18 protein-coding genes, 5 tRNA genes and 1 pseudogene are annotated in these 20,311 nt (G+C 72.7%); 9 read left to right on the top strand and 15 right to left on the bottom strand.

Annotated features, from left to right (window positions below):
* Together mmpA and ACIPSA_RS14040 are read right to left on the bottom strand one after the other, a co-directional pair.
* A complete protein-coding gene (gene mmpA / locus ACIPSA_RS14045; protein WP_402633360.1) occupies positions 1-147 on the bottom strand; it encodes a morphogenic membrane protein MmpA in 147 nt (48 codons plus the stop codon).
* A 566-nt stretch (positions 148-713) separates the two neighbouring features.
* A pseudogene (locus tag ACIPSA_RS14040) lies at positions 714-1,397 on the bottom strand (endonuclease V); the annotation flags it as partial.
* A gap of 62 nt (positions 1,398-1,459) precedes the next feature.
* On the opposite strand from ACIPSA_RS14040, the gene ACIPSA_RS14035 reads away from it, so the two are divergent.
* Entirely contained in the window at positions 1,460-1,756 is a 297-nt protein-coding gene (locus ACIPSA_RS14035) for a YciI family protein (RefSeq protein WP_402633357.1), read from the top strand.
* A 13-nt stretch (positions 1,757-1,769) separates the two neighbouring features.
* Here ACIPSA_RS14035 and ACIPSA_RS14030 read toward each other — a convergent pair whose 3' ends face one another.
* The gene (locus ACIPSA_RS14030) at positions 1,770-2,102 is read right to left on the bottom strand and encodes a plasmid stabilization protein (RefSeq protein ID WP_402633355.1); all 333 of its coding nucleotides are present in this window, start codon (positions 2,100-2,102) and stop codon (positions 1,770-1,772) included.
* 56 nt (positions 2,103-2,158) lie between these two features.
* A complete protein-coding gene (locus ACIPSA_RS14025) occupies positions 2,159-3,202 on the bottom strand; it encodes a WD40/YVTN/BNR-like repeat-containing protein (RefSeq protein ID WP_402633785.1) in 1,044 nt (347 codons plus the stop codon).
* A 320-nt stretch (positions 3,203-3,522) separates the two neighbouring features.
* On the opposite strand from ACIPSA_RS14025, the gene ACIPSA_RS14020 reads away from it, so the two are divergent.
* Positions 3,523-3,939: an SsgA family sporulation/cell division regulator gene (locus ACIPSA_RS14020; protein WP_402633352.1), complete on the top strand. Its 417-nt coding sequence runs from the start codon at positions 3,523-3,525 to the stop codon at positions 3,937-3,939.
* Between the two features lies 1 nt (position 3,940).
* On the opposite strand, the gene ACIPSA_RS14015 is transcribed toward ACIPSA_RS14020, so the two are convergent.
* Positions 3,941-4,777 carry an isocitrate lyase/phosphoenolpyruvate mutase family protein gene (locus ACIPSA_RS14015; RefSeq protein ID WP_402633349.1) on the bottom strand — a complete coding sequence of 279 codons (837 nt, stop codon included), beginning with the start codon at positions 4,775-4,777 and terminating at the stop codon, positions 3,941-3,943.
* Positions 4,778-5,109: 332 nt separating this feature from the next.
* Between ACIPSA_RS14015 and ACIPSA_RS14010 the strand changes: the two genes are divergently transcribed.
* From ACIPSA_RS14010 to ACIPSA_RS13995, 4 genes are all read left to right on the top strand, one after another.
* The gene (locus ACIPSA_RS14010) at positions 5,110-6,735 is read left to right on the top strand and encodes an ABC-F family ATP-binding cassette domain-containing protein (RefSeq protein WP_402633347.1); all 1,626 of its coding nucleotides are present in this window, start codon (positions 5,110-5,112) and stop codon (positions 6,733-6,735) included.
* A 633-nt stretch (positions 6,736-7,368) separates the two neighbouring features.
* On the top strand, positions 7,369-8,145 hold the full coding sequence (gene ddaH, locus ACIPSA_RS14005; protein WP_402633345.1) for a dimethylargininase: 777 nt from the start codon (positions 7,369-7,371) through the stop codon (positions 8,143-8,145).
* A 228-nt stretch (positions 8,146-8,373) separates the two neighbouring features.
* On the top strand, positions 8,374-9,348 hold the full coding sequence (locus ACIPSA_RS14000; protein ID WP_402633342.1) for an acyl-ACP desaturase: 975 nt from the start codon (positions 8,374-8,376) through the stop codon (positions 9,346-9,348).
* A 67-nt stretch (positions 9,349-9,415) separates the two neighbouring features.
* Positions 9,416-10,255, top strand: coding sequence for a hypothetical protein (locus ACIPSA_RS13995; RefSeq protein ID WP_402633339.1), 840 nt, complete (start codon positions 9,416-9,418; stop codon positions 10,253-10,255).
* A gap of 15 nt (positions 10,256-10,270) precedes the next feature.
* On the opposite strand, the gene ACIPSA_RS13990 is transcribed toward ACIPSA_RS13995, so the two are convergent.
* Positions 10,271-10,346: transfer RNA gene (locus ACIPSA_RS13990), tRNA-Trp, on the bottom strand.
* 124 nt (positions 10,347-10,470) lie between these two features.
* On the opposite strand from ACIPSA_RS13990, the gene ACIPSA_RS13985 reads away from it, so the two are divergent.
* Positions 10,471-11,877: a hypothetical protein gene (locus tag ACIPSA_RS13985; protein ID WP_402633336.1), complete on the top strand. Its 1,407-nt coding sequence runs from the start codon at positions 10,471-10,473 to the stop codon at positions 11,875-11,877.
* Positions 11,878-13,707, top strand: a complete 1,830-nt coding sequence (locus ACIPSA_RS13980; RefSeq protein ID WP_402633334.1) for an AAA family ATPase — start codon at positions 11,878-11,880, stop codon at positions 13,705-13,707. It begins immediately after the preceding gene.
* Positions 13,708-13,737: 30 nt separating this feature from the next.
* Here the strand turns inward: ACIPSA_RS13980 and ACIPSA_RS13975 are convergent, their stop codons facing one another.
* From ACIPSA_RS13975 to ACIPSA_RS13945, 7 genes are all read right to left on the bottom strand, one after another.
* Complete coding sequence (locus ACIPSA_RS13975; protein WP_402633332.1) at positions 13,738-14,934, bottom strand: ribonuclease inhibitor; 1,197 nt, start codon at positions 14,932-14,934, stop codon at positions 13,738-13,740.
* Positions 14,931-16,271, bottom strand: coding sequence for an SDR family NAD(P)-dependent oxidoreductase (locus tag ACIPSA_RS13970; RefSeq protein ID WP_402633329.1), 1,341 nt, complete (start codon positions 16,269-16,271; stop codon positions 14,931-14,933). The genes ACIPSA_RS13975 and ACIPSA_RS13970 overlap by 4 nt, the downstream gene beginning before the upstream one ends.
* 28 nt (positions 16,272-16,299) lie before the next feature.
* Positions 16,300-16,371 (bottom strand) — tRNA-Asp (locus ACIPSA_RS13965).
* Between the two features lie 10 nt (positions 16,372-16,381).
* Positions 16,382-16,453, bottom strand: a tRNA-Arg gene (locus ACIPSA_RS13960).
* 91 nt (positions 16,454-16,544) lie between these two features.
* Positions 16,545-16,616 (bottom strand) — tRNA-Ala (locus ACIPSA_RS13955).
* 10 nt (positions 16,617-16,626) lie between these two features.
* Positions 16,627-16,698, bottom strand: a tRNA-Gly gene (locus ACIPSA_RS13950).
* Positions 16,699-16,744: 46 nt separating this feature from the next.
* Positions 16,745-16,990, bottom strand: coding sequence for a WhiB family transcriptional regulator (locus ACIPSA_RS13945; RefSeq protein WP_402633326.1), 246 nt, complete (start codon positions 16,988-16,990; stop codon positions 16,745-16,747).
* Between the two features lie 274 nt (positions 16,991-17,264).
* Here ACIPSA_RS13945 and ACIPSA_RS13940 point away from each other — a divergent pair, with 274 nt between their 5' ends.
* Positions 17,265-18,056 (top strand): VOC family protein, encoded by a 792-nt coding sequence (locus tag ACIPSA_RS13940; RefSeq protein WP_402633324.1) that lies wholly within the window; start codon positions 17,265-17,267, stop codon positions 18,054-18,056.
* Positions 18,057-18,090: 34 nt separating this feature from the next.
* Here the strand turns inward: ACIPSA_RS13940 and ACIPSA_RS13935 are convergent, their stop codons facing one another.
* Together ACIPSA_RS13935 and ligD are read right to left on the bottom strand one after the other, a co-directional pair.
* Positions 18,091-19,128: a LacI family DNA-binding transcriptional regulator gene (locus ACIPSA_RS13935; protein ID WP_402633321.1), complete on the bottom strand. Its 1,038-nt coding sequence runs from the start codon at positions 19,126-19,128 to the stop codon at positions 18,091-18,093.
* 105 nt (positions 19,129-19,233) lie between these two features.
* A complete protein-coding gene (gene ligD, locus ACIPSA_RS13930; RefSeq protein ID WP_402633318.1) occupies positions 19,234-20,289 on the bottom strand; it encodes a non-homologous end-joining DNA ligase in 1,056 nt (351 codons plus the stop codon).
* Between the last annotated feature and the right edge of the window lie 22 nt (positions 20,290-20,311).

The raw sequence follows: 20,311 nt of genomic DNA, 5'->3' as shown, positions 1-20,311 counted from the left end.
CTACAGCGTCCATCCCACCACGGTGAAGATCATCCCGCCGATCCAGGTGAGCCCGGCCACCACGGCGAGCACGAGTGCGGCCGTCACGGCACGCTCGACGGGACGGTCGGGATCGGCGAGGGGCTTCGCGGCGCGGTGTGTCGTCATGCGCCACAGCCTGCCGGTCACCGCGGGGCGTCCACATCCGCAGAGCTACTCAGGCGACCTACTCAGACGGCGTGCCCGGCCGTCGTGCCCGGCCGTCGTGCTCAGCCGGCGTGCTCAGCCGGCGGCCAGTCCCCCAGCGCGTCCGCGATGCGGTCCCGCACGGACGGATCGTGCGCGAGGGTGGCGAGCCGGACGGCGGTGGGGCCGATCTGCCACCCCGCGTGATAGTCGTAGAAGCGCGGAGGTCCCGCCTCGTTGTGGGCGAGTTTGCCGACCAGCTCCGCGAGGTGGACCAGCAGTTGGTGCTCCTCCGTGGGATGCTGCCAGGCCTCCAGCCCTCGCCCGCGGACCAGCCCGAACACCTCGCGCCCCTGGCTCCACCGGTCGCGGTCGTCCGCGAGGTCCAGCGCGGCATCGATCTCCGGCGTACGGCCCAGCCCCTCCGCCGCCGCCCGGAGCACCCGGCCCGCCCAGACGACGGGAAGGGGCTGGCGCTCGAACAGGGAACGGCCCCAGCTCCGTCGGGGATCCGCGGCCGCGAGCTCGACGAGGGGACTCCGCCCGCGTGTCGCCTCGCGCAGCGCGCGGCGGCACAGCGCGTCCGCCCGGCGGGTCGTCTCCGGGAGCCGGTATTCCGGGGTGAGCGCCAGCGTGTGGGCGCAGGCGTTGTCCAGGCTCACCCGGTGGCCGACGGAGACGAAGACGGGCTTGACGGAGTCCCGGGTGCGCAGGGCGCGGCCGACCTCCTCGGTGCCCGCGAGGAGCGGGGTGCCGCCGCCGCGCCGGGGGTCCGGGTCGTCGTACGTGAAGGTGAACGGGTTCTTGGCGACGCCGATCGTGGGCAGGCCGGTGAGCACGCCGAGGTGGCTGGCGAGGCCGAAGCGGCGGGGGTGGGCCAGTCCGTAGCCGTCGCACACCACCAGGCCCGGCGGACGGGACAGGGCGTCGAGGGCGGCCAGGACCGTGGGGATCTCACGGAAGGCGAGCAGCCCGGGGACGTACGGGAAGGAGATCCGCCCGACGGCCGTCGCCTCGGCGACCACGTCGAGCGTCGCCGCGTCGAGCACGACGGCCGCGGCCACGACGACGTCCCGCTCGTCGTCGTAGGCGACGTCGACCCCCGTGACGTGCCCGGTCCCGGGCGGCGGCCCCGGCTCGTCGAGGACCACCCGCCCGCACAGTTCGTCCTGTACGGCGCGGGCCTGCTCCTCGGTCGCGGGCCAGCCCGCGGGAACGCGTACGGTCGTCATGGTGGGTACGACTGTACGAGCCCGGGGGAACCGCCGGGGTGTCCGGGGGTAGTCTCGCGATCATGTTCGTACTGGAACTCACCTACACCGCGCCGCTCGATGCCGTCGACGCCGTCCTGCCGGCGCACGTGGCCTGGCTCGACGAGCAGTACGAGAAGGGCCGTTTCCTTGCCTCCGGGCGCAAGAACCCTCGCGACGGCGGGGTGATCCTGGCCGTCGCGGAGGACCGCGCGCGCATCGAGGAGATCGCCGCGGGCGACCCGTTCGTCACCGCCGGGGTGTGCGCGTACCGCGTCACGGAGTTCGCCGCCACAAAGACGGCACCGGAGCTGGAGCGCTACCGGGAGACGCTCGGCTGAGTCCCGTCCCCGGTCAGCTCTTCCTGCGGTCCAGCGCACGCTGCAGCTGCTGCTTGTTCATGTCCGAACGGCCCTCGATGTCGCGCCGCCTGGCCTCCTCGTACAGCTGGTCGTAGGTGGGACCCTGGGAGCCCTTGCCGGACCGCTGACCTCCCCGCTTGCCGGACGACATGTCCTCGGTCGACGTGCGGCTCGCGGTCTTGGACTCACCCGCCCTGGCACGCTCCTTGTTCACCGTCCGCGCGGCGATCTCCTTGGCGCGTCCCGTGCTCTCGCCGCGGTCCTGCGCACTCTCCTTGATGTGCTCGTACTGCCGTTCCCGCTTGGGGCTGGAACCGCGTGGCATGACCGCTCACTTCCTTTCGTGTGCGGTGCACGGGTACCCGCTCCCGGCCCGGCGCATCAGCTCTCCAGCCGCGCCACGCGCCCCTTCTCCCCCGCCGCCCAGCAGCCCAGGTCGGGGGTGCAGTCCACCGTGTCGTACGACCCGGTGTCGACCGTCCGCCAGGTGCGGCCGGCGTCGGTCGTCAGGTCGGTGCCGGTGGGGCCGACGGCGAGCGCGGTGGTGCGGCTGTGCGGGAGCCAGGCGGCGCCGGAACGGTAGGCGGGCGGGGGCGTGGCGGCGGGCTGCCAGGTGCGGCCGCCGTCCGGGGTGAGCGCCGCCGCCTGCGGGGAGGGCTGGTCGGCGCGGTAGTCGCCGCCGACGGCGAGGCCGTGGGTGCGGTCACGGAAGGCGAGCGCGAACACACCGCGCGCCGGGTCGCCGGCCGGGACCGGCGTGTCGGCGGCCGTCCAGGTCAGGCCGCGGTCCGCGGAGTGCAGCACGCGCGCGTGGGCGCCGCCGCCCGTGGCCAGCCAGGCGTCCTTGGGACCGGAGGTGACCAGGCACTGCCCGCTCGCGGCGAAGCCCGCCTCGCCGTCCAGGGCGGCGGGCATGCCCTCGGCGGGCAGCACCCGCCAGGTGCGGCCGCCGTCGCCGGTGGACAGGATGCGGAACTTTCCGTCCACCGGGTCGCTCAGGGCGAGGCCGTGGCGGCGGTCGAAGAAGGAGAGGCAGTCGTAGAACGCCTTCGGGTCGGTGTTGCGGAACGACTCGGTCCAGGTCGCCCCGCCGTCGTCGGTGCGGTAGACGCGGGAGGCCTCGCCCTCTCCGATGGCCAGCACCACCGCGCGCCGCGCGTCGAACGCCTCGACGTCCCGGAACTGCAGGTCGGCCGCGCCCGGCGGAGAGACGTTCCGCCAGCTCGCCCCGCCGTCCGTGGTGCGCAGGACGGTGCCGCCGGTCCCGGCCAGCCAGGCCGTGTCACGGCTGACGGCGGACAGGCCACGGAAGCGGACGCCGGGGGTGCCGGTGTCCTTGAGTTCCCAGTGCGGTGCGCGGTGGCCGGGCGGCGCGGCCTGCGCGGGTCCGACCGTCAGCGCGGCCAGTGCGGCCCCGCAGGCCACCCCCGCGGCCACCACCCTGCTCGATCGGCTCGCCCGGTTCGTTCGGCTCGCCCGGCTCGTTCGGTTCGTACGTCTCGTTCGTCGCGTGCTCCCCAAGCGCCTCATGGCGGGCGAAGCTAGCCCACGGTCTCGCTGCCGTCCAGGGGGCCCAAGTGCCCCTCGCTGCACGGCGGAACGCTCCGGCTCCACGCGCGCGTGGAGCCGCGGTGACCGAGGTCACTCGAAATCCGTGGGCACGGATTGGTCGATTCCGGCGTCTCTTCCAGTGTCAGGGCACATCGACCCGGAAGTTCGTCCAGCCGTCACAAGGGAGCAAGGCGTTGTCCACCGTCATCGAGCAGCCCGTCGAGGCCCGCCTCGTCGCCGCCGCACCGCGCATGCCGAGCATTCCCGCCACACTGCGCTACGACCGGCACGACCCGTTCGCCGTCCAGATGACCTTCCCCGCCCCGGCCACCCTGGAGGGCGTGGAGGTGTGCTGGACCTTCGCCCGCGAGCTGCTCTCGGCGGGTCTGCACGGCCCGGAGGGCCACGGCGACGTACAGGTGCGGCCGTACGGGTTCGACCGCACCGTGCTGGAGTTCCACGCCCCCGAGGGCACGGCCGTGGTGCACGTCCGCACGGGCGAGATCCGCCGGTTCCTGCAGGCCACGAGCGACCTCGTCCCCGTCGGTCTGGAACACCTCCAGCTGGACCTCGACCACGACCTGGCCGAGCTGATGCGGGACGCCTGCTGAGCTAGCGCTCCCCGGCCAGCAGGGTGTTGAGCTCGCCGTAGGCGAGCCCGTCCGCCAGCGCCCCGTACGTTCCCGCGTCCAGCAGCTCCCGCGCGGCGCGGCGGGCGACCGCGTGCACGGCCTCGGCCAGGCTGGACCCGGCGCTCACCCGGGCCACACCGAGGGCGGCCAGTTCGGCGACGGGCGGCGCGCCGGGGCCCACCAGGACGTTGAGCGGCCCGTCGACGCCCTTGACGAGCGCCCTGACCGTCTCCGGGTCGACGACCCCGGGGACGAAGATCCCGTCGGCCCCCGCGGCACGGAAGGCGGCGGCCCGTTCCAGGGTGGCGTCCACTGCCCCGGCGCCACGCAGGAAGGTGTCGATCCGGGCGTTGACGAACAGCGGCACGCCCTCCGCATCGGCGGCCTCACGGGCGGCGGCGATGCGCTCGGCCTGCTCGGCCACCGGCCGCAGCGGCCCGCTCCCCTCCTCGTACAGCGCGTCTTCGATGTTGACGCCCACCGCGCCCGCGGCGAGCACCGCGCGGACGGTGTCGGCGACGCCCTCCGGGTCCTCGGCGTAGCCGCTCTCGATGTCGGCGCTGACCGGAACCCGCACCGCGGCGGTGATGCGCGCGACGGCGTCCAGGGCACGGTCCCGGCCCAGCCGGTCGCCGTCGGCGGCGCCGAGGGCCCAGGCGAGCCCGGCGCTGGTGGTCGCCACCGCGGCGGCGCCCGCGTCCTCGACGAGCCGGGCGCTCACCGCGTCCCAGGCGTTCGGCAGGACGAGCGGACGCCCCGGGATGTGCAGGGCGTGGAAGGCGAGGGCGTGGTCCCGCAGGGTGCTCTGGTTCGTCATGCGGACGACTCAACCAGCCGGTGGCGGGCGAAGGCTGGCAGGAATCCGACACGAACGTGGGGTCCGGCGGGCCCTCGTTTAATGCGTTGACGCCTCACCGAGCCCCCTCCTACGGTGTATCGCGTTCCTGTTGCCGCCGATTGGAGAAGGACGTTGCTCGTCTGAGGTCCTGAGACACCGCGTCACACACGTCAGGTGTGTGCGTGCAGTGCGACCTCGGCGTCCGAGCCGTCCTCCGGCACAGGGTTCTTCCCTGCCCCAGGTCATCCGGTTGCCTCCCGGTGTCTCGACACGCGTTTGCCCCGACCACACCAAGCAACCGCGAGGCCTGTATGTCCACTTCCCTCACCTGTACGTCCCTGTCCTTCACCTGGCCCGACGGCACCCCCGTCCTCGACGGCCTCGACGTGGCCTTCGGCCCCGGCAGGACGGGGCTGGTCGGCGTCAACGGATCGGGGAAATCCACCCTGTTGAAGCTGATCGCCGGGGAACTCACCCCGTCCGACGGCACCGTCAAGGTGGCCGGCGACATCGGCTACCTCCCGCAGAACGTCACGCTCGACACGGCCCTGCGCGTCGACGAGGCGCTCGGCATCGCCGCCCGGCGGGCCGCGCTGCACGCCATCGAGGCGGGCGACGCGGCCGGGGAGCACTTCGAGACGGTCGGTGACGACTGGGACGTCGAGGAGCGCGCGCTGGCCGCCCTCGGCGAACTCGGCCTCGGGCACATCGGGCTGGACCGCACGGTCGGCGAGGTGTCGGGCGGCGAGTCGGTACTGCTCCGCCTGGCCGCGCTGCTGCTGCGCCGCCCGGACGTGCTCCTGCTCGACGAGCCCACCAACAACCTCGACCTGTACGCGCGCAGGCGGCTGTACGCGGCCGTCGCCTCCTGGCCGGGCGTGCTGATCGTCGTCAGCCACGACCGCGAGCTCCTCGAACTGGTCGACCAGATCGCCGACCTGCGCTCCGGGGAGATCACCTGGTACGGCGGCAACTTCTCGGCCTACGAGGAGGCCCTCGCCGTCGAACAGGAGGCGGCCGAACGCATGGCGCGGGTCGCCGAGGCGGACTTCCGCAAGCAGAAGCGCGAACTGGTCGACGCCGAGCTCAAGCTGGCCCGCCGCAAGCGGTACGGACAGAAGATGTGGGACCAGAAGCGCGAACCGAAGATCGTCATGGGGGCACGCAAGCGCGCGGCGCAGGAGTCCGCGGGCAAGCACCGCATCCTGCACGAGGAGAAGCTCGCCGAGGCCAGGGAACGGCTCGACGCGGCGACGGAGGCCGTACGGGACGACGACGAGATCCGCGTCGACCTGCCGTACACGGCCGTGCCGCCGGGCCGGAACGTCCTCACCCTGCAAAACCTGGAGCCGGCGTACGGGGCTCGCATCGACGGCCTGCTCGACCTGCGCGGTCCGGAGCGGATCGCGCTGATCGGGCGCAACGGCGCGGGCAAGACGACGCTGCTGCGCACCATCGCCGGGGAACTGGCACCGGTGGCGGGCGAGGCGGAGGCGCACGTGCCGCTGCGGTTCCTGCCGCAGCGGCTGGACGTCCTCGACGGCGAGCTGACCGTCGTCGAGAACGTCGCCCGGTTCGCACCGGGCGCCACCAACAACCGGATCCGGGCCCGCCTGGCCCGCTTCCTGTTCCGGGGCGCCCGGGCCGACCAGCGGGTGGCGACCCTGTCCGGCGGCGAACGCTTCCGCGCGGCCCTGGCCGCGCTGATGCTGGCCGAGCCCGCGCCGCAGCTCCTCATGCTCGACGAGCCGACGAACAACCTCGACATGGCGAGCGTCCGCCGGCTCACGACCGCCCTGGCGTCCTACGAGGGAGCCCTGATCGTGGCCAGCCACGACCTGCCGTTCCTGAAGTCGCTCGGCATCACGCGCTGGCTGCTCCTGGAGGAGGGAGAACTGAGGGAGACCACGCCGGAGGAGGCCGGAAACCCGGCGTAGACATCCGGCCGAACCGCCCCCGGCCGCCGTTCCGCACCTCGGCCGCCGTCCCCCGCCCCGGCCGAGCCACCGACCGCCGGGCCGACCGGGTGCGGGCCGGCGGCCGGTGGATCAGCCAAAACCCTGCTAAACCGGGCGACTTCCGTCGGATCCCCCGTACCCCGAGCGACCTTCGGCGCAAGGCCGCGAGACCCCGGCGGCCTCCGGCGGAGCCCCGACACCCGGCCCGGCTTCGGCGAAGCCCCGCGAGATCAGGACGACTTCCCTCAAAACCCCCGCGACACCCGGGCCGCCATCGGTCAGGCCTCGGCACCCGGGCCGGCTTCGACGGCGCCCAGCAACGCCCGGGCCGCCTCCCGCGGAGCCCCGACACACCCGGGCGGCTTCGGCGAAGTCACGACACCTGCGGAGCCTTGCGGTACCCGGGCGGCCTCCGCGCAGGGGCCGTCAGCCGCGCGGCGGGCGAGCCGCGCTCGTCGTCCGAGGGTCCCACCCGTTCGGCCCCGGCCGAGCGTCTCAGGAGGGGCACAGCCTGGCAACGGGGGTTTTGTGCGGGCCGACGCGCCCTGCATGATGGCTGACCGGCGTCGCATCATGGACGCCGGAATCGTCCCGCCGATACGGAGACCCGTCGTGCCCAGCAAGAAGGCCCTCGTCCGCCGCCCCAGCCCGCGCCTCGCCGAAGGCCTGGTGACGCACATCGAGCGGGAGACGGTCGACGCAGAACTCGCCGTCGAGCAGTGGGAGGCGTACGTCGAGGCGCTGCGCGAGCACGGCTGGGAGACGGTCGAGGTGGACCCGGCCGACGACTGCCCGGACTCGGTGTTCGTCGAGGACACCGTCGTCATGTACAAGAACGTGGCGTTGATCACGCGGCCCGGTGCCGAGTCCCGGCGGGACGAGACCGCCGGGGTCGAGGAGGCCGTGGCGCGCCTGGGCTGCTCGGTGAACTGGATCTGGGAGCCGGGCACGCTGGACGGCGGTGACGTCCTGAAGGTCGGCGACACGATCTACGTCGGCCGGGGCGGGCGCACCAACGCGGCCGGGGTGCAGCAGATGCGGGCCGCCTTCGAGCCGCTGGGCGCGCGAGTGGTGGCCGTACCGGTGACCAAGGTGCTGCATCTGAAGTCGGCGGTCACCGCGCTGCCCGACGGCACGGTGATCGGGCACATCCCGCACGTGGACCGGCCCTCGCTGTTCCCGGGTTTCCTCGCGGTGCCCGAGGAGTCCGGCGCGCACGTGGTGCTGCTCGGCGGCAGCAAGCTGCTGATGGCGGACAGCGCGCCGAAGACGAAGGAACTCCTCACCGACCTCGGCCACGAGGTGGTCACGGTGGACATCAGCGAGTTCGAGAAGCTCGAGGGTTGTGTGACGTGTCTCTCGGTGCGGCTACGGGGGTTGTACGACTGACCGGGTGATCCCCTCACTCCTCCGGCCCCGGGACCTGCGTGTCCCGGGGCCGTTCGGCATGTCCGGGGACGACTGGGCCACGTCGCCTGATCAGCGATCTTTACGCCGTACTTAACCTACGGCTTCGTAACCTACGGCTTCGTAGCCTACGATCTCGTAGGTTCCGGCACCGCTCGCCGGTTCACCCCCCCTTCATCCCCCTTTGCCCGGCGCCCCCTTGGAGTTCCTGTGACGATCACCTCTCCCCACCTCGGCAGCCCGTCCGTGTGGACCGACGCGAAGCTGCTGTACGCGCTGGAGGAAGTGGTCGAAACCGAGCTGAACCGCCATCTCAAGGTCGCCAAGGACTGGATGCCGCACGAGTACGTGCCGTGGAGCGACGGCCGTAACTTCCCCGGCTTCTTCGAGGACGGCGAGGCCTGGGGCAAGGAGCAGTCCAAGGTCACCGAGATCGGCCGTACCGCCCTGGTGGTGAACCTCCTGACGGAGGACAACCTCCCCAGTTACCACCACGAGATCGCCTCGCTCTTCGGCCGGGACGGCGCCTGGGGCACCTGGGTGCACCGCTGGACGGCGGAGGAGGGCCGGCACGGCATCGTCATGCGCGACTACCTGCTCGCCTCGCGCGCGGTGGACCCGGACAAGCTGGAGCAGTTCCGCATGTCCCACATGAGCGAGGGCTTCGAGTCCGACAACCGTCACTCGATGCTGCACTCGGTCGCCTACGTCGCCTTCCAGGAGCTCGCGACCCGCATCTCGCACCGCAACACCGGCCACCAGTCCGGCGACCCGGTCTGCGACCGCATGCTGTCCCGCATCGCGACCGACGAGAACCTCCACATGGTCTTCTACCGCAACCTGCTGAAGGCCGCCTTCGAACTCGCCCCCGACCTCACCATGCAGGCCGTGCGGGACGTCGTCGTGAACTTCCGCATGCCCGGCCACGGCATCCCCGGCTTCGAGCGCGCCGCGGCGCAGATGGCGATCGGCGAGGTCTACAACCTCCGCATCCACCACGACGACGTCCTCCAGCCCGTCCTGCGCCACCTGAAGGTCATGGAGATCGACGGACTCGGCCCGGAGGGTCAGCAGGCGCAGGACGAACTCGGCCTGTTCATGGGCGGCCTCGACGCGGAGGCCCTGAAGTTCGACGAGAAGCTGGCCGCCCGCAAGGCGCGGATGGCAGCGCGCGCCGGGGCCTGACCGGCGGCATGCGGGGCGCACCGATTTACCGGTGCGCCCTGTCAGTGGCCTGCGGCATCATGCCGCCATGCGTGACTTCAGCACGGCGGAACAGGCGGTCGGATTCCTGCTCGGCCTGACCGACGAGGACACCGCCGCACGGGTCCGGAGGCGGATCGGCCTGCCCGGACCCGAGGCCCCCGAGGCGGCGCGAGGCCGGCTGAGCCGCGCCTGGACCCGGGCCCACGACCTGCCGGCCTCCCTGATCCTGTGGGTCCTGGAGGAGGACGATCCGGAACTGAACGCCGTGGTCTGGCGGTTCATCACCACGGACTCCGGCCTGCGGCGGGCCGTCGCCCGCGGGGTGCCGTTCGGATCCGGCCGCACGGAGGCCGTCCCGGTGTCCCCGGCCCTGCGCACCCAGGAACCCGAGGTGCCCGAGAGCTATGTCCGCCACGGCCTCGTCGGCGCACTGCGGGACGCCACCACCATGAAGGAGGCCCGGTCGGCCGAGTCCATGGTCCTGACCCGCGCCGACTGGCGCGCCGTCACCGAGGCCGACGGGGAGCGCCCGCTGCCCGGGTATGCGCGCTGGGCGCTGTCCGTACGCCCGGACTGCCCGCCCGCGCTGCGCGCGCAGTTCGGCTCGCACCGCAAGTTCACCCATCGGGTACGGCAGGCGGGTGTTCTCGACGGCCCGCCCGAGTACGCGACGACGTACCGCCCCGCCCTGCGCGTCCTGCAGGTGCTGTCCATGGGCCATGTACTGTTCCCGACCCGGGTCCGCGAGGCCGAGAACGCCCTGCGCCCGCTCGTCCGTGACCACTTGGGCGACCGCGAGGACGCCTGGGCGGTGCTGGCGCAGCTCATCGGCACGTTCCACGGCACCGCACCGGAACTGCTGATGACCGCGGGCGCGATCGCCTGAGCCGTAGGGCGAGGGGGCGGGGCGGCCGGATTCGAACCGGCGTGTTCCGGTTTTGGAGACCGGTGCGCCTGCCTCTGCGCTACGGCCCCGCCCTTGCCGCCGAGCGTAATGCCTTGGCCCGTTGTCAGTGCGGGCTGGTACCAATGAAGCACTGGGGAAAGCGCGGTACGGAAGCACAGTACGGAAGCGCGGTACAGGGGGCACGGGGGCTTCACATGGCGTACGGGGAGCGGGGGCGACGACGTCCTCCTGTGGTCGACCTGGCCGACCGCAGGGCGCTTGAGCGGTACCGGCCGGCCGATCCGGCCGTCGTCGAGGAGGCGCGGCGGCTGAAGGAGGCCGCGCTGCTGGACTTCGGGCTGACCGAGTCGGCGGTGGCGTCCTGGCTGTACGCGAAGTGCCATCACCAGATCCCGACGACGGCGGTGGACACGGCGGCCGTGGCCGCCTCCGGCGACGGCACCTGTCTGCTGCTGTACAACCCGGACTTTTTCGTCGGAATCGGCCTGGGCGGCGTGAAGTTCGTGCTGTTCCACGAGGCCCGGCACTTGGTGCACCGCCATCTGTTCGCCGACGCCGAGCTGCGCGAGGACCCGGTCTTCGAGCTCGCGGCCGAGGTGTCCATCAACCACGTGGCACTGGTCCGGCTGGACCGCGAGGAGCTGCCGCTGCTCGACGGCCGGCCCACGGGCGTCGATCCGCGCAAGGTGTACGACGCCTACCGGCAGGACCTCACGAACCACGGCCTGGAGCCGGTGGCCTACGAGACGTTCACCGAGACGGACATGCGGGTGTACAGCGAGCTGAAGCGGATGCGCCGTCCCCCCGTCCCCGAGGGGCGGTTGTGCGTGCACCTGGTGGACGGGCTCGTCCCCGCCGACCAGGAGACCGTCGACGCGGTGGCGTCCTCCGCGCTGCTCAACTCCCTGCTGGCGGCCCGGCGCGGGCACACGGGCGCGGAGCGGGAGCTGCTCGACCTGATGGGCCGCACCGAGGAGGGCTCGGCACGGGCCGCCCGGATCTGGGGCAGCCTGGGCGCGGGCATGCTGCGCGGCGAGACCACGCGCACGCGTACGGTCGACTGGTGGCAGCGCTGGCTGGTCGACGTGATCGGCTCGAAACTGCGCGAGGGCGAGCGGCTGGTGTACCCGAAGAAGCGGGGTGCGCTGCTCACGGCCCTGGGGCAGGACCCGATGCTCGCGCGCCGTGGCCCGGTGCGGGACAAGGTGCTGGTCATCGCGTACGACACCTCCGGCTCGATGCCGGACCACGTGATCGGCTGGCTCACCGAACTGGTCGGCCGGATCGACGGGGTGGAGGCACACTGGCTGTCCTTCGACGCCGTGGTGATGCCGTTCAGACCGGGCGAGAGGGTGTACGGCGGCGGTGGCACGAGCTTCCAGGCGGTCGCGGACTACGTGGAGGGCCGTACGGAGGTGAACGGGCGCCGGTTCGACGTGACCCCGGACGCCGTCGTGATGCTCACCGACGGATACGCCCCGCCGATCACACCCGCCGAGCCGGAGAAATGGATCTGGCTGATCACCCAGGGCGGCAACGACTGGCCCGAGACGCACACACCGGCGATGGACTGCCATCGCGTCACCACAGGATCACGGTAGATGACCACGGAAGCACAGCACACCGACCACACGGGCCACACGGGCCCACGGCAGTCGACCGCCTCGCGCCTGGAGGCCTTCATCGACGCGATGATCGACATGGGGCAGACCGGTCAGGTCTTCGGCGAGCACGGCATCGGCAAGACGGCGACGTTCTTCTCGCACATCGCCCGGTCCCGTCCGGACGCCACCCTGGTGTACGTCCCCGCGGCGAACCTGACGCCGGACGACCTGCTCGTCAACGCGCCGGTGCGCGACCCGCACACGGGCGAACTGGTCCTGCGCCAGCTGGTGATGAGCCAGCTCAAGCCGGGCACGCCCTTCGTGCTGCTCATCGACGACTCGCTGCAGGCGGGCGACACGATCCAGTCGCAGCTGATGCAGATCGCCTGCAACTGGACCCTGGGCGAGCACGATCTGCGTGCCCTGGGCTGCGTCGGCGTCTTCCTGACGGACAACGAGTCGCTGGCCGAGACGTCGGCGCGGCGCGGCGACCTCGCCCTGCTCGACCGCATGGTCACCATCCGGATCACGGCGAACGACACGTCCTGGCGGCGCCATCTGGCGGACAGGTACCGCCAGTGGAACCTGGGTCCGGTGTTCTCCCTGTGGGCGTCGCTCTCCCCCGCGCTGCGCGAGCTGCTCTCCCCGCGCACCCTCGACCACGTCCTGGCCAACGCCAGCGAGGGCTTCCCGCTGCGCTGGGGCCTGCCCCTGGTCGACGGCGAGCGGCTGCGGCTGGCCGAGCCGGGACCGGACGGCCGCCCCGGTCAGAACCGCACCTCGGAGATCCTCGACCGGATCGCCGGGGCGCTGGGCGTGGCCAACCCGGCCACCGTCCCCGACCCGGTACGGCAGGTCGTGCGGGCCGCGCTGCGCAACCGGTGGACGGTGCTGCTGCAGGGCCCGCCGGGCTGCGGCAAGACGGAGCTGGTGCGCGAGACCGTGCGCGAGGGCCTCGGCCGGGACGCGCTGTACTTCTCGCTGCCCGTGACGAACGTCGAGGACCTGTGCGCGCCGATCCCGTCCCCGGACGGCACGCTGAACAACCTGCTGGCCGATCGCTTCACCGGCCCCGAGCCGAAGGCGATCGTGTGGGACGAGTACAACCGGCCCAAGGACAAGGCCGCGTTCGCCAAGCTCATGGAGGTCACTCAGGAGTGGTCGCTGGCGGGGCGGCGGATCGAGAACCTGCGGGCCCAGATAGCGGTCCAGAACCCGCCGTACCACCTGGGCCGCAAGCTCCTCGTCTCCCGGAACAACATCGCCCAGGCGACCCGTTTCACGGCCTCGCTCACCGTCGAGCCCGAGGACATACCGGCCAACGAGTGGCTCCTCGCGCGGTACGGCACGGACGCCGAGACGGTCCTGGAGTGGTGGAAGCACGACATCGACGACGACGGCCGCGCCTGGATCACCAAGCGCACGCTGGAGCGGCTGATCAAGCTGCACCGGCGCGGGCTGCCGCTGGAGATGGGCACGGTCTACCTCGGCGACGGCGAGTACGCGCCCGTGCCGCTCACGGCCCTGATCGACCGCCTGCGCGGCCGCCCGGTCACGGGTCTGCGCGAGCTCGCCCGGGACGCCGACGCGTGGGAGGCCCGCCTGCGCCGGGCGGCCGGGCAGTCGGACGAGGGCGGCGACGACAGCGACGTGGTCCACCAGATCCTCGCCAACGCGGAGCTGTCCCAGCTGAAGAAGCACCGGTCGGTGGTGACCCGGCTGGTGCCGCTGCTGCCGCCCAAGCTGCGGGCGACGTATCTGGTGGGGGCGTCGGAGCAGCAGCAGCGGTTCTGGACCGAGGTGTTCACCGGAATGCGGCGGAGCTGAAGGGGCCCGGGGCCGCGCCACGGGCCCCGCTCACTCCCCCGGTGGCGCCGTGCGGTGCACGCTGCGTACGGCCGCCACGTCAGCCGGGACCGTCGGCGCGGGGACGTGTGCGCTGAGGGTGTCCAGGCGGCGTTTGATGCTGGCGGCGATGCCGCTGCCGAGCCGGAAGCGGGTGGCCGTGGTGGCGTGGGCCGCGTGGTCGAGGAGGCGGTGGGCCTCGCGGCTGCGCATGCCGGTGTGGGTGAGGACGAGGTGGGCGAGGCGGTGCTCACCGCCCGCGAGAGCCCGGGCGATGGCCTCGGCCGCCGCCAGATCGACCTGGTTGTCGTCCGCGCCGAGGACCGCCGCCGCCCGGACCCGGCCGAGGTCGAGCAGGGTGACACCGGCCCCGGTCGCTGCCGTCACCAGACGGGCGGCGGCGCCGGGCCCGATGCCGTTGCTGGCGACGGACAGCCGGGTGAGCCGCCCGTACGGCGCGCGTTCCAGGGCCTCGGCGAGCCGGAGCGCGCCCGCGTCTGACAACCGGGCGGCGGACACGTACAGTTCGCCGACGGCGCCCTGGGCCACCACGGCGGTGAGCGCCCGCGCGCCCGCCTCGCCCAGCGGGTTGCCGCCGACGAAGAGCCGCTCGATCCGGCGCCCGCCCTCCGCGGCCGCCCACAGCGCGTCGGCCAGGACGGCGGCGCCCGCCGAGTCGAGTCCGGTCTGGACGAGGTCGAGGGTGCGCAGCGAGCGCGCGGACTCGATGAGTTCGGCCGCGGCGCGCCCGCCCGCGCTGCCCAGCGGGTTCCTCTTCAGCCAGACGCCGGTGACGACCTGCGGCGAGGCGCGCAGGTTGTCGGCGATCCGGCAGGCGCCGCCCGCCGTGATCCCGTTGCAGCCCAGGTACAGGGTCTCGACGTCGCCCGGCTTCTCGGCGACGGCGGCCGCTCCGTCGTCGCCCAGCCCGTCGGTGCCGAGCAGCAGATGCCGTACCGGAGACGGCCCTTGGGCGAGGGCGTCGGCGACCAGCGCGGCGCCCTCCGCCCCGACCCCCTGTTTGCACAGGTCGAGCCGGCCGTCCGGCAGCGCCGTGCCGGCCGTGAAGTCCAGCCGCTCCCCGGCCGGGCGTCCGGCGCGCAACCAGTCGAGGAGCGGGGCGAGTTCGGCCAGGGGGCGCGGCACGACGTACGGCACACCGGCGAAGGCCCCCGAAGCCCCCGTCTCCGCTGCCCGGCCCTCGCTCACCACTGCGCCTCCCGATAGTCCTTGAGAAACACGCCGGACACCGGATCCCCAGCCTCGCCGCGCACGATCGGGTCGTACACCCGGGCCGCCCCGTCCACGATGTCCAGCGGTGTACGGAACCCGGCCCCGGCCATCCGGTCCTTCTTCGGCGCCGGGTTCTCGTCGGTGATCCAGCCGGTGTCGACCGCGCACATGTGCACGCCCTGGGCCGCGAGTTCCGCGGCGCTGGTGCGGGTGAGCATGTTCAGGGCCGCCTTGGCCATGTTGGTGTGGGGGTGGCCCGGCATCTTGTTGCGGACGGCGAAGCGGCCCTCGACGGCGGTCACGTTGACCACGTACCGGCGTGGATGCGGCGCGGCGAGCAGCAGGGGCAGCAGCCGGTCGCACAGCAGGGCCGGGGCCAGTGCGTTGACGAGCTGGGTCTCCAGGACCTCTGCCGGGTCGAGCGCGCCGAGCCGGGCCGACCAGGAGTTCTCCGGGGACGGGTCGGGCAGCAGCCCGGCCTCGTCGGCCTCCCGCAGGGCGACGGGCAGGGCCGCGGCAGAACCCTCCAGCATCCGCATCGGCCGGAATCCGGGCGCCTGCCGGGCCCCCGCGGGCAGCGCGTCGTACTCCCCGGCGGCCAGCAGCGCGTACGACTCCGGTGGCCGCCGCACGGTCTGCGCGGCATTGTTGACGAGGATGTCCAGCGGCCGGCCCTCCTGCCGCAGTTCCTCGCACAGGCCCAGCACCTGGCGCGGGTCGCGCAGGTCGACGGCGAGCACGGTCAGCCGGTCGAGCCACTTCGCGCTGTGCTCGGCCTGCCGGAAGCGGCGCACGGTGTCGTGCGGGAAGCGCGAGGTGACGAGCACCTCCGCGCCGTCCCGGAGCATCATCAGCGCCAGCTGGAAGCCGATCTTCACCCGGCCGCCGGTGAGCAGCGCCCGGCGCCCGCTCAGATCGGTGCTCAGGGCGCGTCGGGTGGTGTTGTCGGCGGCGCACTCGGGGCAGAGCCGGTGGTAGAAGGAGTCGACCTGCCGATAGGGCGACTTGCAGACGTAGCAGGTGCGCGGCTTGTGGAAGACTCCCCCGGCGCCCGGCTCGGCCAGCGGCGCGTCCTCGCGCCGGTCCAGGGCGCCGGTCGCGGTCGCGGCCATCGCCGCCGCGTCGGCCGCCGAGGTCTCGGCGCCCCGCGCCTTGCGGCGCCGCAGCCGGCCGTCGCGCGCGAAGGACGCGGCGACCTGCTCGGCCCGCAGCCGCACCGGGTCGTCTACGGGCAGCGTGCGCAGCTTGCCCACGACCTGGTGGAACACCGCCAGTTCCGCCTCGGTGACCCCGCCGGTGACCGCCTCGCCCATCCGTACCCGCCCCGTGTCCGCCGTACCGTGGTCCCGGCCGGATTCGAACCGGCGTATCCACCTTGACAGGGTGGCGAGTCTGCCTCTGCTCTACAGGACCGAGTGACGCGTCCGGACGACCGGATTCGATCCGGTGTGGTCGCCTCCGCAGGGCGCTGTGCCTGCCTCCGCGCCACGTCCGGGTGCGCTCCCGGATCCTAACCGCACACCGCGGCCGCGGCCGCACGGATTTACGAACCGTGCATACACCCCTGCCCCGTTCGTGCCGCGTCGTGGGTCGGGCCGGATTCGAACCGGCGTGTCCTGCATGCCATGCAGGTGCGCCTGCCTCTGCGCTACCGACCCCCGCGCGCGGCCCGGACGACCGGATTCGAACCGGCGTATCCACCTGGGCAAGGTGGCGCGACTGCCTCTGCGCTACGTCCGGCCGCGTCCCCGGATCCTAACCTCCGAAGCCCGCACAGTCGTACGGCTCAGCACGACATGCGCCGCAGCTCAAGCCGTTCCTTCTCCGACATGCCGCCCCAGACGCCGAAGCGCTCGTCGTTGTCGAGCGCGTACTCCAGGCAGGCGGAGCGGATCGGGCACATGCCGCAGATCCGCTTGGCCTCCCGTACCGAACTGCCGGGCTCCGGGAAGAAGAAGTCCGCCCCCGTCTGCGCGCACAACGCCTCCTCCTGCCATGCGAGGTCGGGCGAGGTGATCGTTTCGATGTGCATGAGCAGGATCGTGCCGTGCGGCGAAAAACGTTCGATCAACGCCGGGTCAACGCCGCCGCCCCGGGCCCTTGGCCGCCCCCGATGATGCTCCCGCGGGACGCGACGGCGCACGGCGGCGCGCGGAGCCGGATGAAAACAAGGGGAACGCGGCCGGTCACCCAGGGTAATCGCGACGGATGGTCCGGTCCGCGGGCGCGCTTCGGCAGCGATTGTCAGTGGGCGGTGCGAGACTCGGCAGTGCACAGAGGACGGGACCCTTCCGAGGAGGGCGAAGATGCTCACCACCCGTTTCGTCAACGGCGCTCCGAACTGGGTCGACGTCGGCACGTCCGACATCGAGGGCGCCATTTCCTTCTACGGCGGTCTTTTCGGCTGGCAGTTCCAGTCGGCGGGGCCCAAGGCCGGCGGCTACGGCTTCTTCCAACTGGACGGCAGGACCGTGGCCGGCGGAATGCAGACCACCCCGGAGCAGGGTCCGCCGTCCTGGACGGTGTACTTCCAGAGCGAGGACGCGCAGCACACGGCGAAGGTCGCCGAGGAGGCGCACGGGAGCGTGCTCCTCCAGCCCATGGATGTGATGGGACAGGGCCACATGGCGATCCTGGCCGACCAGGCGGGCGTGCCCTTCGGGATCTGGCAGCCCGGGCAGAACAAGGGCGTGGATCTGGCGGGCGAACCCGGTTCGCTGTGCTGGGTCGAGCTGTACACGCCGGACGAGGCCGCGGCCGCCGCGTTCTACGACCGGGTGCTCGCACTGGAGACCTCCGGCGTGCCCTTCCCCGGCGGCACGTACACCTGCCTCAACCCCGCGGAGGGCGGTGAGGACGCCATGTTCGGTGGCATCGTCCCGCTGGCCCACGACCCGGCGGAGGCGGAGGCCGGGGCGTACTGGCTGCCGTACTTCGAGGTCGAGGACACGGATGCCGTGGTCGACAAGGCGCAGCAGTTGGGCGGCAAGGTCCGCATGCCGCCCACGACCATGGAGGGCGTCGGCCGCATGGCCAAGCTCGCCGATCCCTACGGCGCCCGTTTCGCGGTGATCAAGAGCGAGTCGCAGCAGGGCTGAGCCGTCACGGGCCCGGCCGGGAGCTGCCTGTGGCCTACGCGGAGGCGCGTCGTACCAGTGTCGTCGGCAGTATCACGCCGGACGGCGCGTCCTGCTCGGGATCACCGGGGTCCTGGCGGTCCGGGCCGCCGAGCAGGAGCCGGGCCATCAACCGGCCCATCTCCTCTATGTCCTGACGGATCGTCGTCAGGGGCGGGTCGGTCTGCTCGGCGACGGGCAGCATGTCGTCGAAGCCGATCACGGCGACGTCCTCGGGCACCCGCCGGCCACGCTCGCGCAGCACCCGCAGGGCCCCGGAGGCGGTCAGGTCGTTGGCGGCGAACACGGCGTCCACGTCGGGGCAGCGGTCGAGGAGTTCCCGCATGGCGCGTTCACCGCCGGCCGGGGTGAAGTCGCCCTCCACGATCAGCAGCGGATCGGCGTCCCGCATCACGTCCCGGAACCCGTCGACGCGGTCCACCGCCGAGGTCTGGTCGAGGGCGCCGGTGATGTGCGCGATCCGCCTGCGGCCGAGGCCGACGAGATGCCGTACGGCCTCGCGGGCCCCGCCCCGGTTGTCGCTGTCCACGTACACGGCGCGGTGCGTCCCGTCGCTCCACCCCGGCCGGCCGCCGAACACCGTGGGCACGCCCGCGCCCCGGATCAGCCCGGGCAGCGGGTCGTCGAGGTGCAGCGAGAAGACGAGCGCGCCGTCGACATGGCCTCCGGCGAGATAGCGGGCCACGCGCCCGTGGTCGTCCCGGCCCTCGGTCAGCAGCAGGACGAGCTGGTTGTCGTGCGCAGTCAGCTCCTTGCTGATCCCGCGCAGTTGGAGCGCGAAGAAGGGGTCGGCGAAGACCCTGGTCTCCGGTTCGGCGATGACGACGGCGACGGCGTCGTGGCGCTTGGTCACGAGGCTGCGCGCCGCCTGGTTGGGGACGTAACCGAGCTCCTCGACCGCCTGCCGGACCCGCTCCACGAGCGGCTCCCTGACCCCGTCCCCGCCGTTGACGACCCGGGACACGGTGGCACGCGACACCCCCGCCCGCGCGGCCACGGCCTCCAGCGTGGGACGCGACGCTGCCTCGCTCACTTCGGGACTCCTCACCGGCGCTTGCGGATCAGGATAGCCCCGCGCGAGAAGCGGGGTGAGAGCGCTCTCGTCGCGAGGAGGGCGTGCTGGACCGGCGTTGCCGCCCTAGGGGGTCCTAGGGGCGTCCTGATCCGGCGGTGACGGCTGCCGCTCCTCGCGGCGCGCCCGGCTGGGCTGGACCCGTTTGGGCTCTCCGGGCATCTTCGGGTACTCGGGCGGGTACGGCAGGTCGCCCAGCCCGTGGTCGTGCTCGTCCCGGCGCGCGAGTTCGAGCAGGGCCTCCAGGGAGAAGGCGTGGTCGGCCATGTCGGCGTGCACGTCGCCGAGTTCGGCGAAGCGGGCGGGCATGGTCGCGAGGTCGAAGTCCCGGGGGCGGGCGTCGCCCACCTCCTCCCAGCGCAGGGGGGCCGAGACCGGGGCGTGCGGGCGGGGACGGACGGAATACGCGGACGCAATGGTGCGATCTCGGGCAGTCTGGTTGTAATCGACGAAAATACGCTCGCCGCGCTCCTCCTTCCACCACTTGATCGTCACCTGGTCCGGCATCCGCCGTTCCAGCTCGCGGCCCACGGCGATCGCGGCGCGGCGCACCTGGGTGAAGGTCCAGCGGGGCTCGATGGGCACGAAGACGTGCAGTCCGCGGCCGCCGGAGGTCTTGGGCCAGCCGCGCAGCCCGCCGAACTCGTCGAGGACGGAGCGCAGTTCGTGCGCGGCGCGCACGGCGTCCTCGAAGTCGGTGCCGGGCTGCGGGTCGAGGTCGATGCGCAGTTCGTCGGGCCGGTCGACGTCGGTGCGACGCACCGGCCAGGGGTGGAAGGTGAGCGTGCCGTACTGGGCGGCCCACAGCACGGCGGCCTCCTCGGTGGGGCACATCTCGTCCGCGGTGCGGCCGCTGGGAAAGGTGATGTGGGCGGTGGGGATCCAGTCGGGCATGTTCTTGGGCGCCCGCTTCTGGAAGAAGGACTCCCCGGTCACGCCGTCCGGGTAGCGCTCCAGGGTGGTGGGACGGTCGCGCAGGGCGCGCAGGATGCCGGGGCCGACCGCGATGTAGTACCGCGCGAGGTCCAGCTTGGTGAAACCGCGCTCCGGGAAGAAGACCTTGTCCGGGCTGGACAGCCGCACGGTCCGGCCGCCCGCCTCCAGTTCGACCGCGTCACCCATGCGGCCACGGTAGGCGGACCGC

It is taken from the genome of Streptomyces sp. NPDC086549, assembly GCF_044746205.1.
Classification (GTDB): domain Bacteria; phylum Actinomycetota; class Actinomycetes; order Streptomycetales; family Streptomycetaceae; genus Streptomyces.
Note: the sequence above shows the minus strand (reverse complement) of the source record. Positions and strands in the feature narration are given on the sequence as shown.

Excerpts from the sequence above, each read along its gene's own strand:
- ACIPSA_RS13980 (WP_402633334.1), top strand. The coding sequence starts at position 11,878 with ATGACCACGGAAGCACAGCACACCGACCACACGGGCCACACGGGCCCA.
- ACIPSA_RS13970 (WP_402633329.1), bottom strand. The coding sequence starts at position 16,271 with ATGGGCGAGGCGGTCACCGGCGGGGTCACCGAGGCGGAACTGGCGGTG.
- ACIPSA_RS14030 (WP_402633355.1), bottom strand. The coding sequence starts at position 2,102 with ATGCCACGCGGTTCCAGCCCCAAGCGGGAACGGCAGTACGAGCACATC.
- mmpA (WP_402633360.1), bottom strand. The coding sequence starts at position 147 with ATGACGACACACCGCGCCGCGAAGCCCCTCGCCGATCCCGACCGTCCC.
- ACIPSA_RS13995 (WP_402633339.1), top strand. The coding sequence starts at position 9,416 with ATGCGTGACTTCAGCACGGCGGAACAGGCGGTCGGATTCCTGCTCGGC.
- ACIPSA_RS13985 (WP_402633336.1), top strand. The coding sequence starts at position 10,471 with ATGGCGTACGGGGAGCGGGGGCGACGACGTCCTCCTGTGGTCGACCTG.
- ACIPSA_RS14010 (WP_402633347.1), top strand. The coding sequence starts at position 5,110 with ATGTCCACTTCCCTCACCTGTACGTCCCTGTCCTTCACCTGGCCCGAC.
- ACIPSA_RS13940 (WP_402633324.1), top strand. The coding sequence starts at position 17,265 with ATGCTCACCACCCGTTTCGTCAACGGCGCTCCGAACTGGGTCGACGTC.
- ligD (WP_402633318.1), bottom strand. The coding sequence starts at position 20,289 with ATGGGTGACGCGGTCGAACTGGAGGCGGGCGGCCGGACCGTGCGGCTG.
- ACIPSA_RS14035 (WP_402633357.1), top strand. The coding sequence starts at position 1,460 with ATGTTCGTACTGGAACTCACCTACACCGCGCCGCTCGATGCCGTCGAC.
- ACIPSA_RS13945 (WP_402633326.1), bottom strand. The coding sequence starts at position 16,990 with ATGCACATCGAAACGATCACCTCGCCCGACCTCGCATGGCAGGAGGAG.
- ACIPSA_RS14015 (WP_402633349.1), bottom strand. The coding sequence starts at position 4,777 with ATGACGAACCAGAGCACCCTGCGGGACCACGCCCTCGCCTTCCACGCC.